Source organism: Sphingomonas sp. Leaf5 (assembly GCF_001421155.1).
Classification (GTDB): Bacteria; Pseudomonadota; Alphaproteobacteria; order Sphingomonadales; family Sphingomonadaceae; genus Sphingomonas.
Window position 1 is genome coordinate 1 of the sequence record NZ_LMJZ01000024.1, and the last position, 13,106, is coordinate 13,106.

15 protein-coding genes are annotated in these 13,106 nt (G+C 66.3%); 10 read left to right on the forward strand and 5 right to left on the reverse strand.

What is annotated here, in order from left to right; translation table 11 throughout:
• Positions 1–548: 548 nt before the first annotated feature.
• Positions 549–1,250, reverse strand: coding sequence for a response regulator transcription factor CtrA (gene ctrA, locus ASE50_RS16150; protein ID WP_055995608.1), 702 nt, complete (start codon positions 1,248–1,250; stop codon positions 549–551).
• A gap of 152 nt (positions 1,251–1,402) precedes the next feature.
• Positions 1,403–2,305 carry a LysR family transcriptional regulator gene (locus tag ASE50_RS16155; RefSeq protein WP_056402987.1) on the reverse strand — a complete coding sequence of 301 codons (903 nt, stop codon included), beginning with the start codon at positions 2,303–2,305 and terminating at the stop codon, positions 1,403–1,405.
• Positions 2,306–2,397: 92 nt separating this feature from the next.
• Here ASE50_RS16155 and ASE50_RS16160 point away from each other — a divergent pair, with 92 nt between their 5' ends.
• From ASE50_RS16160 to ASE50_RS16170, 3 genes are all read left to right on the forward strand, one after another.
• On the forward strand, positions 2,398–3,096 hold the full coding sequence (locus ASE50_RS16160; protein ID WP_056402991.1) for a pirin family protein: 699 nt from the start codon (positions 2,398–2,400) through the stop codon (positions 3,094–3,096).
• Between the two features lie 28 nt (positions 3,097–3,124).
• Positions 3,125–3,727: an NAD(P)H:quinone oxidoreductase gene (gene wrbA / locus ASE50_RS16165; RefSeq protein WP_056402994.1), complete on the forward strand. Its 603-nt coding sequence runs from the start codon at positions 3,125–3,127 to the stop codon at positions 3,725–3,727.
• Between the two features lie 142 nt (positions 3,728–3,869).
• Positions 3,870–4,862: a glycoside hydrolase family 43 protein gene (locus ASE50_RS16170; protein ID WP_235512400.1), complete on the forward strand. Its 993-nt coding sequence runs from the start codon at positions 3,870–3,872 to the stop codon at positions 4,860–4,862.
• A gap of 196 nt (positions 4,863–5,058) precedes the next feature.
• On the opposite strand, the gene ASE50_RS19300 is transcribed toward ASE50_RS16170, so the two are convergent.
• The gene (locus ASE50_RS19300; protein ID WP_056402996.1) at positions 5,059–5,808 is read right to left on the reverse strand and encodes a M15 family metallopeptidase; all 750 of its coding nucleotides are present in this window, start codon (positions 5,806–5,808) and stop codon (positions 5,059–5,061) included.
• 104 nt (positions 5,809–5,912) lie between these two features.
• Between ASE50_RS19300 and ASE50_RS16180 the strand changes: the two genes are divergently transcribed.
• The 4 genes from ASE50_RS16180 to ASE50_RS16195 all read left to right on the forward strand — a co-directional run bounded on the left by ASE50_RS16180 (position 5,913) and on the right by ASE50_RS16195 (position 8,830).
• Entirely contained in the window at positions 5,913–6,566 is a 654-nt protein-coding gene (locus ASE50_RS16180) for an RluA family pseudouridine synthase (protein ID WP_056403000.1), read from the forward strand.
• Position 6,567: 1 nt separating this feature from the next.
• Positions 6,568–6,993, forward strand: coding sequence for an alternative ribosome rescue aminoacyl-tRNA hydrolase ArfB (gene arfB / locus ASE50_RS16185; protein ID WP_056403003.1), 426 nt, complete (start codon positions 6,568–6,570; stop codon positions 6,991–6,993).
• A 170-nt stretch (positions 6,994–7,163) separates the two neighbouring features.
• Positions 7,164–7,646, forward strand: a complete 483-nt coding sequence (locus ASE50_RS16190; RefSeq protein WP_056403006.1) for a GAF domain-containing protein — start codon at positions 7,164–7,166, stop codon at positions 7,644–7,646.
• Positions 7,647–7,750: 104 nt separating this feature from the next.
• The gene (locus tag ASE50_RS16195; protein WP_056403009.1) at positions 7,751–8,830 is read left to right on the forward strand and encodes an RcnB family protein; all 1,080 of its coding nucleotides are present in this window, start codon (positions 7,751–7,753) and stop codon (positions 8,828–8,830) included.
• A 6-nt stretch (positions 8,831–8,836) separates the two neighbouring features.
• On the opposite strand, the gene ASE50_RS16200 is transcribed toward ASE50_RS16195, so the two are convergent.
• Both ASE50_RS16200 and ASE50_RS16205 read right to left on the reverse strand, forming a co-directional pair.
• Positions 8,837–10,126 (reverse strand): M20/M25/M40 family metallo-hydrolase, encoded by a 1,290-nt coding sequence (locus tag ASE50_RS16200; RefSeq protein ID WP_056403011.1) that lies wholly within the window; start codon positions 10,124–10,126, stop codon positions 8,837–8,839.
• 407 nt (positions 10,127–10,533) lie between these two features.
• Complete coding sequence (locus ASE50_RS16205; protein ID WP_056403454.1) at positions 10,534–10,989, reverse strand: universal stress protein; 456 nt, start codon at positions 10,987–10,989, stop codon at positions 10,534–10,536.
• Between the two features lie 128 nt (positions 10,990–11,117).
• Here ASE50_RS16205 and ASE50_RS16210 point away from each other — a divergent pair, with 128 nt between their 5' ends.
• The 3 genes from ASE50_RS16210 to ASE50_RS16220 are packed head-to-tail and all read left to right on the forward strand — an operon-like array spanning position 11,118 to position 13,077.
• The gene (locus ASE50_RS16210) at positions 11,118–12,476 is read left to right on the forward strand and encodes a pyruvate dehydrogenase complex dihydrolipoamide acetyltransferase (protein WP_056403014.1); all 1,359 of its coding nucleotides are present in this window, start codon (positions 11,118–11,120) and stop codon (positions 12,474–12,476) included.
• Positions 12,477–12,701: a hypothetical protein gene (locus ASE50_RS16215; protein ID WP_235512401.1), complete on the forward strand. Its 225-nt coding sequence runs from the start codon at positions 12,477–12,479 to the stop codon at positions 12,699–12,701.
• Entirely contained in the window at positions 12,688–13,077 is a 390-nt protein-coding gene (locus ASE50_RS16220; RefSeq protein WP_056403017.1) for an acyl-CoA thioesterase, read from the forward strand. The genes ASE50_RS16215 and ASE50_RS16220 overlap by 14 nt, the downstream gene beginning before the upstream one ends.
• Positions 13,078–13,106: the final 29 nt, after the last annotated feature.

A 13,106-nucleotide genomic window follows, 5' to 3' on the forward strand; every position in this document is an offset into this window, starting at 1 on the left:
CGCATCAACGACACCCCCAGAAAATGTCTCGACTTCCAAACCCCCGCCGAGGCATTCCTGCGCATCTCAACCGGTGCACTTCAAACGTGAATCCACATCCCCGCCTGCGCGGGAGTGACGAAAGGGGATGGAACGCTAGTCCTGCGCCGAGCGAACTGAATGTCAATCCCGCCTAGGGTTTTGCACTTTGGCGATGGGTTCGTCACCATGAGGTGTTCGAGACTTCGGCAGCGCCGCTGGCACAGGCCGTTGTTCTGCTTGGCGCTGGATCCCCGCCTGCGCGGGGGTACGGTTACGCGGCGGCTAGGCGCGCGACCTTTGCATTGGGCGCGGCTTGGTGCGGGGTCGCCCTTTTGATGGCGGTCGGTACGAAGCGAGGCCCCGGATCAAGTCCGGGGCGACGGATGGTTGTAGCGCTTCGGCCTGCAACCATCGGGAGCGTCCGTGGAGGTCCTAAAGTTCGTCGGTCCCCAACCCGCCCCGAAACGCAATTGCCCCGGCTTTCGCCAGGGCAACATTGCGCGCGGGGGGTGGTCGCAGCCGGGTCGTCAGGCGACGGCGGCTTCGCCCACTTCATCGGGTTCGCGCAGCACATAGCCACGGCCCCAGACGGTTTCGATATAGTTCTCGCCTTCGCAGGCCATGCTGAGCTTCTTGCGCAACTTGCAGATGAAGACGTCGATGATCTTCAGTTCCGGTTCGTCCATCCCGCCATAGAGATGGTTGAGGAACATTTCCTTGGTCAGCGTCGTGCCCTTGCGCAGCGAGAGCAGTTCGAGCATCGCATATTCCTTGCCGGTCAGATGGACCCGCGCGCCGTCGACGTCGACCGTCTTGGCATCGAGGTTCACCGCCAGCTTGCCGGTGCGGATCACCGACTGGGAATGCCCCTTCGACCGGCGGACGACGGCGTGGATGCGCGCGATCAGTTCCTCACGGTGGAACGGCTTGGTCACGTAATCGTCGGCACCGAAGCCGAACGAGCGGACCTTCGAATCCATTTCGTCGATGCCCGACAGGATCAGGACCGGCGTCTGCACCCGGGCGACCCGCAGCTTCTTCAACACGTCATAGCCGTGCATGTCGGGCAGGTTCAGGTCGAGCAGAATGATGTCGTAATCATACAGCTTGCCCAGATCGAGGCCTTCCTCGCCTAGATCGGTCGTGTAGATATTGAACCCTTCGGTCGTCAGCATGAGCTCGATCGCCTTGGCGGTATTCGGCTCGTCCTCGATCAGTAGCACGCGCATCGGCAATCCCCCGTATCGCGGCACGCGTTCCAAAACCCTGCGCGCGACCAAAACATTAACGTAAACACCTCTGAACGCAAAAGGTTAATTTCCTACTAATGTGAAATGTTCCATGAAATCTGTTGGTTAAGACAAGGGGTATGATTCCCTTCCTAATCGCGGGGGCAAAGCGTGCGGAAGCGGCTGGAAAAAAAGTCGATCAGCACCGCGACGCGGGCCGGACGCAGCGTGCCGGGCGGGGTCAACAGGTGCAACGCGACCGCCCCGTTCGACCAGTCGGGCAGCACCGGTTCGAGCAGGCCGGCGGCGATATCGGCATCGACCAGAAAGTCGGGCAGGCGCGCGACACCGAGGCCGAGGCGGAGCGCGGGCAGCATCGCCTCGCCATTGTTCACCGCCAGCGGGCCGCCCGGCCGGACGCTCACCTCCTCGTCGCCGCGCCGGAAATGCCAGAGCGGGTTGGGCATGTTGGTGTAGCGGAAACAGGCATGGCCGCCGAGATCGGCGGGATGGGTAGGTTGGCCCCGTTCCTGCCAATAGCCCGGCGAGGCGACGATCCGCACCGCGACCGGCCCCAGCCGCCGCGCGCGCAGCGAACTGTCGGGCAACTCGGCGATGCGCAGCGCGATGTCGATGCCGTCTGCGACGATGTCGACCTTGGCGTCGGACAGGGTCAGGTCGATCTCGACGCCCGGATGCGCCTTCAGAAAGTCGGCGACGGCCGGGGCGACATGGGTCTGGCCGAACGACATCGGTGCCGCGACCCGCACCAGCCCGGTCGGGGCGGCGGCGGCGTCGCGCGCCTGTTCCTCCGCCGCCTGTGCCTCGGCAAGGATGCGGCCGGCACGTTCCGCCAGCGATTGACCGGCGTCGCTCAGCGTCAGCCGGCGCGAGGTGCGGTGGAACAGGGTGGTGCCGAGCGACACTTCCAGCCGGGCGACGGCTTTCGACACCGTCGCCTTCGATACACCGATCGACTGGGCGGCGGCGCTGAACGAGCGATGCTCGACCACGCAGGCGAACATCGCCCATGCTTCGAAATCAGGAAGCCGCATATACCCTCCATCACGAAACGATCGGTTTCCGACGTTTCCATTTACGTCATGATCGCGGTGCTTATCTTGGGGGTCAAGCAAGGAGATCGACGATGATCGACAAACGTGACTTCACCAGCCTGGGCCATGCCGATCACGGTTGGCTGAACGCCCGCCATCATTTCAGCTTCGCCAACTATTACGACCCGCAGCGGATGGGCTGGGGCGCGATCCGGGTGTGGAACGACGACGAGATCGCCGCCAACAGCGGTTTTCCGGCGCATCCGCACAAGGACATGGAAATCATCACCTATGTCCGGTCGGGCGCGATCACCCATCAGGATTCGCTGGGGAACAAGGGCCGCACGGCGGCGGGCGACGTGCAGGTGATGAGCGCCGGGACCGGCGTGCGCCATGCCGAATATAATCTGGAGCCGGAGACGACCCGCATCTTCCAGATCTGGATCGAACCGCGCCAGAAGGGCGGCGCGCCGACCTGGGGCGCCAAGCCGTTTCCCAAGGGCGAACGCTCCGGTAAGTTCGTCGTGCTGGCCAGCGGTTTCGACGATGACGGCGATGCGCTGCGCATCCGTGCCGACGCCCGCGTGCTGGGCGCGACGCTGAAGGCCGGGGAAAGCGTGGAACATAGCGTGGGGGCAGGGCGTCACGCCTATCTGGTCGCGGCAACCGGCGCGATCACCATCGACGGAGTCGCCTTCGAGGCGCGCGACGGTGCCGCGCTGGTCGGCGGGCAGACCGTCACCATCACCGCGACCAGGGACGCCGAAATCGTCCTGGTCGATTCCGAATAACCGAACAACCGAACGGGAGTATCGCCACATGGCCAAGGTTCTGGTGCTGTATTATTCGTCCTATGGGCATATCGCGAAGATGGCCGACGCCGTTGCCGAAGGCGTCCGTTCGGGCGGGGCCGACGTCGATGTCCGCCGCGTCCGCGAGACGGCCCCAGACGAGGTCGCCAAGTCGGCGGGCTTCGTCGTTGCCGATCATCACGCGTTGCTGACCGATCCCAACGAACTGACCAACTATGACGCGATCGTCGTTGGGACCGGCACGCGTTATGGCCGGATGTCGAGCCAGATGGCCGCGTTCTGGGACACGACCGGCGGCGTGTGGGCGAAGGGCGGACTGGTCGGCAAGATCGGCGGTGCCTTCACCTCGACCTCGACCCAGCATGGCGGGCAGGAAACCACGCTGTTCTCGATCATCACCAACCTGATGCATCATGGGCTGACCATCGTCGGGCTCGACTATGCCTATGAAGGCCATACCGGGCTGGACGAAGTGAACGGCAGCACGCCCTATGGCGCGTCGACGATCGCCGGCGGCGACGGCAGCCGTCAGCCGACCGAGATCGAACTGGGCGGTGCCCGGCATCAGGGCAAGCGGATCGCCGAACTCGCGGCCAAGGTGTTCGGATAAGAAGGAACGGGGCGGCCCACGGGTCGCCCCTTTTCCATCGACGGTGCGGCGGGTCGGAAATCAGCCCGGGCCATGACCGTAAATGGTTGGAATGGTAACGCTATCGGTTATCATCCCGTCAAAACAAGGACGGGAGAGGCGCGTGCGTAATTTGGGATGGATGGCCGTGGCGTTGGCGGCGGTAGCGGGAGCAGCGCCGGCGCAGCATCGTGCGGCACCGGTAGCGGGCAGCAACCCGATCATTCGCGACAAGTTCACTGCCGATCCCGCGCCGTTGGTCGTCGGCGACCGGCTGTACCTGTATGTCGGGCACGATCAGGCGGAACGCGATCAGATGTTCAACATGCGCGAATGGCTGGTCTATTCGACCACCGACATGCGCCACTGGACCGATCACGGCCCGATCCTGAAGGTTGCCGACTTCAAATGGGCGAAGGCCGATGCCTGGGCATCGCAGACGATCCAGAAGAACGGCAAATACTGGTTCTATGCCGCGGTCGAGCATGACGACACCCATCCGGGCAAGGCAATTGCGGTGGCGGTGTCGGACAAGCCGACCGGCCCGTTCGTCGATGCCAAGGGGTCGGCGCTGATCACCAACCAGATGACGCCGAAGGGCACGCATAGCTGGGAGGATATCGATCCGACCGTCTTCACCGACCGCGACGGGACGACGTGGATCGCATGGGGCAACCGGCAATGCTATATCGCGAAGCTCAAGCCCAACATGATCGAGATCGACGGGCCGATCACCGACATCACCCCGCCGCATTTCGAGGAGGGGCCGTGGCTGCACGAGCGGAACGGCACCTATTACCTGACCTACGCCTCGCTCGACCGGTCGAAGCATCGCGACGAACGTGTGTCCTATGCAACCGCGCCGTCGATCAAGGGGCCATGGACCTATCGCGGCGAGCTTACGGACTCGGGGAAATACAGCTTCACCATCCATCCCGGCATCGCGCAGTTCAAGGGCGACTGGTATCTGTTCCTGCACAACGCCACACTGGCGATCGGCGACCTGAACGGTGCGATCGGGCGGCGCGCGGTGACGGTCGAGCGGCTGTATTATAACCCGGACGGGACGATGAAGCCGGTCGTGCAGACCGATGCGGGGGTTACGGCCGCCAAATAGGAAGAATGGGTTCACGCGGAGGCGCGGAGGCGCGGAGGCGCAGAGAGGCTCGATCGTGGCGACCGACCCGCGAACGGGATACCGGGTCTGCGGCTGCGACGAATGAGGCCTGCTGACGCGGGTGAGGTTGTCACGCGCGGAACTCCTCCGCGTCTCCGCGCCTCCGCGTGAACCCATTTTTGCTTTTCGTTGCCGCTCAGTCGACCTTCGGTTCGGCCGGAAACTGTGCGCGAGCCGTCGCGAACATCGTTCGTGCCGGGACTGTGCCGGCTTCGCTGGCCGTCGTGCCGACCCAGCGCCAGTGCCACGGTTCCCATTTCACCTGTTGTTTGTTGCCCGCCGGGAACGACATTTCGAAACCGAACCGGGCGGCGTTGGCGCGGAGCCAGCGGCCGGTGGGGGTAGCGCCGAAACAGGCGTCGGCATCGCACGCAGGCGCGGTCGCACTGCCGAAGTCGATGACGTAACCGGTCGAATGCTCGCTGAACCCCGGCGGGGCGGAGGCCCAGGAGCGTTCGGCGAAGCTGCCCGAGCCATCGGGACCGATACCGCCGCAAAAGGTCAGTTGCTGGAGCGCGACCGAACGATGGCACGATACCGCGCGCACCGTGCCTGCGACCACCGGATCGGCATCGGCAGCGGCGAGCAGGCGGGTGAGGTCGGGCAGCATCGCCGGGTGGACCTTGCACGACGCGCCCAATGCCGGCGGGGCGTCGATCAGCGTGCTTGCCGCTGTGTCGGGATAGGGGAAATGATGGAACAGGCGACCGTCGGCGGTACGCTGGACGGTGCCGCGTCCGCACAGCGCGACCGGGCCGGTGACCGGAGCAGACGGGGTCGGGATCGCTGCCGGTGGCGGCGCGGCCGGCGTGGCGACCGGGGAGGGCGCAGCGACCGGCACCGGAGCCTGCGGCGTCGCTGGCGCGCAGCCGGCGAGCGGGATCATGAGACAGGTAAGGACGAAGGATCGACGCACGATGGTCTCCGGCTTGGGCGGTTGACCGCGCGAGCGCACTGGCACGGCGTCGCCAACGATGGCAAGGGAGGCAAATGCTCGACGACCTAGTCCTGTTCATCGACGGCGAAGCGATCGTCCTCGACAAGCCCGCCGGCCTGCCGGTCGATCCGCCTCGTGACGGATCGCCCAGCATCGTCAGCCGCGCGGACGAACTGCGCTTCACCTTCCAACGCGAACCGACGCCGGTACACCGGCTCGACCGCGATACCAGCGGCTGCCTGTTGCTGGCGCGCAATCCCAAGGCGCATGCCCGGTTCCAGCAGGCATTCGAACAGGGGCGGGTGACCAAACGCTATCTGGCGATCCTCGACGGTATCCCCGCCGGCGAATCGGGCGAGATCGACATGGCGCTGGCCAAGGTCAGCAGCGTCGAGGACGGCTGGCGGATGGTCGGCGATGCGAAGGGCAAGCCGGCGCGGACCAACTGGCGCGTCCTGCGGACGGTCGGCGACCGCGCGCTGGTCGCGCTGTTCCCCGAAACGGGCCGTACCCACCAGATCCGCGTACACATGGCCGAGGGGCTGGGCTGTCCGGTGGCGGGCGATCCGGTCTATGGGCAGGGCGGGCGGAGCGGCATGTTGCTCCACGCCGTCGGCCTGATGGTGCCGCGCGACAACAAGCCCGCGATCGACGTGACCGCGCCGTGGCCGCGCAGCTTCGTCGCGGCGGGGTTCGACGAAATCTAAAGTGCCGCGCATCCCGATCACCCGGTCGATCTCGATCGATAGCGGCGAGCTGGTCGAAAGCTTTACCCGTGCGTCGGGTCCGGGCGGACAGCATGTCAACACGACCGACAGCGCGGTCCTGTTGCGGTTCGACGTGGGTGCGTCGCCGGGACTGCCCGATGCGGTCAAGAACCGGCTGGCGGTGCTGGCGGGATCGCGACTGACCAAGGACGGGGTGCTGACGCTGCGCGCCGATGGGTCGCGATCGCAGGAGATGAACCGGCGCGAAGTGCGCGAGCGGTTGTTCGACCTGATCCGCGAGGCGACGATCGTGCCGAAGAAGCGCCGCGCGACCAAACCGACCAAGGCGTCGCAGGTACGGCGGGTCGATGCGAAGAAGGGGCGGTCGCAGGTCAAGGCCGGGCGGGGCAAAGTGCGGATGGATTAGATCCTCCCCGGAACGGGGAGGGGGACCGCCGCGAAGCGGTGGTGGAGGGGGAGGTCCGCATACGGAACGGTTGCATTGCGTGGCGATCCCCCTCCACCAGCTTCGCTGGTCCCCCTCCCCGCGAGCGGGGAGGATTGGAACGCGGCTCCGTTCCGCCTACATCGCGAGGCATGTACCAGTTCGATATTGCCACCGGCGCCAAGGGCGACCTGTACCGCGACCTGCTCGGCGCGCTCGACGCGCTGACGGCGGACGAGCGCGACGCGATCGCCAACATGGCCAATGTTTCGGCATTGCTGATGCAATATTTGCCCGATCTCAATTGGGCCGGGTTCTATCGGCTGGTCGGGGACGAACTGGTGCTCGGCCCGTTTCAGGGCAAGGCGGCGTGCATCCGCATCGCGATGGGGCGCGGGGTGTGCGGCACGGCGGCGGCTTCGCGCGAAAGCCAGCTTGTCGCCGACGTCCATGCGTTTCCCGGTCACATCGCCTGCGACGCCGATAGCCGCAGCGAACTGGTGGTCCCGGTCGTGGTCGGCGAGCGGCTGATCGGGGTGCTCGACCTCGACAGCCCGTTGCCGGGACGGTTCGATGATGCGGATCGGGCGGGATGCGAGGCACTGGTCGCGGTGCTGGGGCCACGGATCGCCTGACCCGGCACGGGACGGGCGGGACACCGGCACCGGATTGGCCCGGAACCGGGCGGCATGATAGGGCGTCGAACCGTTGTTTCGCCGTTCAGGGAGTTTTTCGGCCGATGCGAACGCCGTTCTTTGCTGCCGCCGTTGCGCTCCTTGCCACCTCCGGCCTGACCATCGGTGTCGCACAGGCGCAGCGCGTGGGGCAGGCACCTGCGGCGCTGCCGCGCGGGGCGGCGGTCCAGGCCGGTGCGCCGCGCGTGAACCTGCCCGGACCGCGTTGGGGCGGGAAGGTGCGCGGGCGCTGGGTCGGCGGCACCTATGCGCCGGGCGGATGGGCGGCGTATCGCCCGCCGGCGCGCGGCTGGGTCTTGCCGCGCTACTGGGTCGCCCCGAGCTTCTTCATTCAGGACTGGTCGGGCTATGGGCTGAGCCGGCCACAGGCGGGCTATGGCTGGTATCGCTATTATGACGATGCCGTGCTCGCCGATCGCGACGGGCGGGTCTATGACGTTCGCAGCGGCCTTGATTGGGACGCGCGTGATACCGGGCGCTATGTCCGCGACGATCGCGATTTTGAACGCTATGCGGCCGAACGGCGCGATGACGGCATCGGCGGGGCCGTGATCGGCGGTGTCGCGGGCGCGGTGACAGGGAACGTGATCGCCGGACGCGGCAACCGGCTGGGCGGTACGGTGCTGGGGGCCGGGGTCGGCGCGCTGGCCGGCGCCGCAATCGACCGGGCCGAGGATCGCCGCGCTCCGCCACCGCCTCCACCCCCGCCGCAGCCGGGTTACGGGGCGGAGTATCCGCTGCCGTATGAAGACGTGCCGATTGCGCCCGACGATCGCTATGACGACGGCTTCGACGACCTGCCCGTTGCGCCGGAGGTCGTGTTCGGCCCGATGCGCGAGCAGGTGCAGCCGATCGGACCGCCTCCGCCGTCCCGTACGCGCTATGTCGAGCGGCATATCGGCGCGGCGCCCGTCGCGCGCAGTTATACCACGGCGACCACCACGACCGAGGGGCCGGCGGGGGGGTATGTCGCCGATGGCTATTACTATCCGCCCCGCACGATCACGACGGTGACGGTCGAGCATCCGACGGTGGTCACGACGACGACCGAGGACGTCGTGACCTATGAGCCGCGGCGGGCTGCGCCGCGGCGGGTGTATCGGTCGAAGATGTTGCGGCGGTAGAAAAGGTCAGCGGGGCGGGCTGCCGGCGAAGGTCGGTATGCTCTCCGCACCGTTCGCCGACAGCGACGACACCGCGACGAAGTGATCGTCGACGATGACGCCCTTCAGCACCGCTTCGACGCCGGTGACGTCGCGCTGCTCGGTCCACGCCTGCGCATCGTTGCGCCGCCAGCGGATGCGATAGCCGGCGGCGTTCGCGACCGGCGACCAGCGGACCTTGGTGTCGGTCGACAGCGCACCTTCGATCGATGCGGTCACGGGGGCGGCCGGTGCGGCGGCCAGTCGGGCGATCGTCGCGACGTTCAGCGCGGTGACCTTCGCCAGATAAGAAAAGTCCATCCGGTCGATCGTGTCGCCATAGATCCGCGTTCCGTCGCGGCGCAGGTCCTGATGTTGCGCATCGTAATTTTCGACACCGACCGAAAACCGTATCGCAGGATAGCCCAGCTTCAGAAACGGTTCGTGGTCGCCGCCCCGGCCGAAGCGGTCGGGCCGTCGGTCGAGAAACGCGTCGACGCCGCCGGGCAGGGTCGCGGCCACGACATCGACGGTCTTGGCCAGCGCGCGCGACGGGCCATCGTCCTCGCCACCGGCGGCGCGGCGGGCGATCTGCTGATCGATCGATTCGGACGCGCGAATGCCTTCCGAAAAGACGCGCACCCGGTCGGCGACGCGGCGACCATCCTGTCCGATGGTGTTGCCGACGATGTCGTTGTTCAGCACGGCGGTCACCACCCAGCCCTTTTCCCGGGCGGTGTCGGCCAGCAGTTGCGCGCCCCACAGCCCCTGTTCCTCGCCCGACAGCGCGGCATAGACGATGGTCGCGTCGAATTTCTCCTTCGACAGGATACGTGCCGCCTCCAGCATCAGCGCCACGCCCGACGCATCGTCGTTCGCGCCCGGCGCGTCGCTGGTCGCGTCCATCACGTCGCTGACCCGGCTGTCGATATGGCCCATGACGATCACGACTCGGCGGGGATCGCGTCCCCGCTGGAAGCCCAGCACGTCGACGACGTTCACGCCCTGCGGCGCACGGGGGCCGGTAAAGCCGCGCGCAATGTTCGCGACGGTGATGCAATCACCGCAATCGCGTCCGATCCGGGTCAGTTCGTCGGCGAACCACCGCCGCGCCGCGCCGATGCCGCGCGTCGGATGATCGGAGTCGGACGCGGTATGGCGCGTGCCAAAGCCGACCAATCTGGCGACGTCGGCGCGCAGCCGATCGGGCTTGGGGGCGTCGCGGGCCGGGGCGGCGGTGGCGATCAACAGGGCGGGCAGGAGCAGAATCTGGCGCATTTGCGGGAGGATGCAATCTTATCCGCAGCGGCTCAACCGGTTTCGGCAGATACCCGTTGCGCGCGAAAACCCACCGGCCGGATGGTTAAATTGTCTAAATAGAATGTTTGGTTTCGTTTTTTGCAATTGCTAACGGACCGGGTGCGGTGCACAACGACTGTGCCTTTCAGGCATCCTCTCCTAAAACTTTACAGGGTCGGCTTTGCCGGCCCTTTTTTTTGTGCCGCTTCCGCGCTAACGGCCCCTCACCAGTGCTGCGCTGAATAATAAGAGAGGACGCTGCCGGACATCCGGCGAACAGCAGCAGCCCGCGGGGGATCGAGCGCGACTCGCAAGCGACGCTCTCCCCCGCACGGTATCTCTATCGTTGCATGACGTTGCGAAGCTGAACGCCGGCTGTCCGGCGATCAGCTCAGGCGGTCGATCCCGGCACGATCGAGGCTGCCGGGGATGATCATCAACGGGACGGGCAGCGCGCCGGCATCGGTTCCGGCGAAATGGGTGACCAGCGGTCCCGGTGATCCGGTCGCGGCGGCGCCCAGCACCAGCGCGGCGATATCGGGATTGGCGGCGATCATCTCGCGCACGATTCGCGGGCCGTCGCCGGTGCGGACCGTCAGATGCGGTTGCAGTCCCGACTCGGCGATCAGCGTGCCTGCCGCCGCCTGTACCAAGGCTTCGGCGCGTTCGGTCGCCTCCTCCTCGATCGTCGCCTGCACGCCGCCCCAAGGGGCGAATTCCTGCGGCTCGACCAGCGCCAATACCTCGACGCCACCATTGGTTTTGACCGCGCGACGGGCGGCGAAACGGAGCGCAACGGCGCTTTCGGGGCTTTCGTCGACGACGACCAGATATGTCCGCACGATGTCCTCCGCTCCGGAACGGCGTTCATGCGCCGGTTCGGCGGCGTCGTGCAAGCTGTACCGGGGCTTGACCCGGACGCGCCCGACAGCGAAGAGGCGCGACGAGCCTGAGAGGACCAATCTGCCCCATGCCGATCGAGATCAAGATGCCCGCCCTGTCCCCGACCATGGAAGAGGGGACGCTGGCCAAATGGCTGGTGAAGGAAGGTGACACCGTCAAATCCGGTGACATCATGGCGGAAATCGAAACCGACAAGGCGACGATGGAATTCGAAGCCGTGGATGAAGGCACCATCGGCAAGGTCCTGATCGCCGAGGGTACCGACAATGTGAAGGTCGGCGCGGTCATCGCGATCCTGCTGGAAGAGGGCGAGGATGCGTCGGCGATCGACGCTGCGCCCACAAAGGCGGAAACGCCCGAGCCTGCCGACGACCAGTTCAAGGGCAAACCCGACCCGACCGATCCGAACAAGACCGGCAGCGAAGCCGCGCCGGCTCCTGCGGGTACGTCGGACCACGGCCGTCCGGCCGGTGCCGGTGCCGCGCAGAGCGATGGTGGTCGCGTGAAGGCCAGCCCGCTGGCGCGCCGGATCGCCGCCGACAAGGGCCTCGAGCTGTCGGGTATCGCCGGCAGCGGCCCGAACGGCCGCATCGTCAAGGCCGATGTCGAGAACGCAAAGCCGGGTGCGGCGAGCGCGCCCAAGACCGAATCGGCTGCGCCCGCACCGAGCGCCGCGGCAACTCCCGCTCCGGTCGCAGAAGCACCCAAGCCCGCGGCGGTGTGGTTCGACGATTCGATCCCGCACACGGTCGAGAAGCTGTCGAACATCCGCAAGACGATCGCGCGTCGCCTGACCGAATCGAAGCAGCAGGTTCCGCACATCTATCTGACGGTCGATATCCGTCTGGATGCGTTGCTCAAGCTGCGCGGCGATTTGAACAAGTCGCTCGACGCGCGCGGCGTGAAGCTGTCGGTCAACGATCTGCTGATCAAGGCGCTGGGCGTCGCGCTGGAAAACAGCCCCAAGTGCAACGTCACCTTCCTCGGTAACGAGATGGTGCAGTATTCGCGCGCCGACGTGTCGGTGGCAGTGTCGACGCCGACCGGCCTCATCACGCCGATCATCCGCGATGCCGCGAACAAGGGCGTGGCGAAGATCAGCACCGAGATGAAGGACCTTGGCCGCCGCGCCAAGGAGAACAAGCTGAAGCCCGAGGAATATCAGGGCGGTACCGCGTCGCTGTCGAACATGGGCATGTTCGGCATCAAGCAGTTCGAAGCGGTCATCAATCCGCCGCAGGGCATGATCCTTGCGGTCGGTGCCGGCGAGAAGCGGCCGTACATCGTCGACGATGCGCTGGGCGTGGCGACGGTCATGACCGCGACCGGCAGCTTCGACCACCGCGCGATCGACGGCGCGGACGGGGCGGAGATGCTGAAGCTCTTCAAGGCGCTGGTGGAGTCGCCCCTCGGCCTGATCGCGTAAATGCGTATGCGGCTGCTGACCGAGATTGCCTCTGTCGTTGCCGGACTGGTGGCGGCATGGGGGATCGGTTGGCTGTCGGCATGGTCCTATCCGCGGGGTCGGCACGATATCTGGCTGGTGACATGGGTTTCGATGGCCGTCGTCGTCATTCTCGGCGTGCGACAGGCGCAGCGGGCCATGGCCGAGGAACGTGCCAAGGGGGGGATGCAGGATGGTCGAGAATAACGCCGTGCCGCCGGTCGGCCAGCCTGCGCTGCGCGTGACGGCGATGCCTGCCGATACCAATCCGTATGGCGATATCTTCGGCGGCTGGATCATGTCGCAGATGGACATGGCGGCGGGACTGGTCGCGGCGCGTCATTCCAAGGGGCGCGCGGTGACCATCGCGGTCGACGCCATGCAATTCTACGCACCGGTAGCGGTCGGCGACGAAGTGTCGGTCTATACCGACATGGTGAAGGTCGGGCGCACTTCGATGACGATCGAGGTCGAGGCATGGCGCCGCGATCGGTTCGGCGAGGCGGTCGACCGCGTGACGCAGGCGCGTTTCGTGTTCGTCGCGATCGACGAAGACCGCAAGCCGCGGGCGATCACCGCCTGATCCTGATATCTTCCTGCAATCATTACGGC

What these genes read in the sequence shown, in the direction of transcription:
- ASE50_RS16215 (WP_235512401.1), top strand. Translation starts at nt 12,477, where the DNA reads ATGCGTATGCGGCTGCTGACCGAGATTGCCTCTGTCGTTGCCGGACTG.
- ASE50_RS16180 (WP_056403000.1), top strand. Translation starts at nt 5,913, where the DNA reads ATGCTCGACGACCTAGTCCTGTTCATCGACGGCGAAGCGATCGTCCTC.
- ASE50_RS19300 (WP_056402996.1), bottom strand. Translation starts at nt 5,808, where the DNA reads ATGATCCCGCTCGCCGGCTGCGCGCCAGCGACGCCGCAGGCTCCGGTG.
- ASE50_RS16220 (WP_056403017.1), top strand. Translation starts at nt 12,688, where the DNA reads ATGGTCGAGAATAACGCCGTGCCGCCGGTCGGCCAGCCTGCGCTGCGC.
- wrbA (WP_056402994.1), top strand. Translation starts at nt 3,125, where the DNA reads ATGGCCAAGGTTCTGGTGCTGTATTATTCGTCCTATGGGCATATCGCG.
- ctrA (WP_055995608.1), bottom strand. Translation starts at nt 1,250, where the DNA reads ATGCGCGTGCTACTGATCGAGGACGAGCCGAATACCGCCAAGGCGATC.
- ASE50_RS16190 (WP_056403006.1), top strand. Translation starts at nt 7,164, where the DNA reads ATGTACCAGTTCGATATTGCCACCGGCGCCAAGGGCGACCTGTACCGC.
- ASE50_RS16155 (WP_056402987.1), bottom strand. Translation starts at nt 2,305, where the DNA reads ATGCGGCTTCCTGATTTCGAAGCATGGGCGATGTTCGCCTGCGTGGTC.
- ASE50_RS16200 (WP_056403011.1), bottom strand. Translation starts at nt 10,126, where the DNA reads ATGCGCCAGATTCTGCTCCTGCCCGCCCTGTTGATCGCCACCGCCGCC.
- ASE50_RS16195 (WP_056403009.1), top strand. Translation starts at nt 7,751, where the DNA reads ATGCGAACGCCGTTCTTTGCTGCCGCCGTTGCGCTCCTTGCCACCTCC.
- ASE50_RS16210 (WP_056403014.1), top strand. Translation starts at nt 11,118, where the DNA reads ATGCCGATCGAGATCAAGATGCCCGCCCTGTCCCCGACCATGGAAGAG.
- ASE50_RS16160 (WP_056402991.1), top strand. Translation starts at nt 2,398, where the DNA reads ATGATCGACAAACGTGACTTCACCAGCCTGGGCCATGCCGATCACGGT.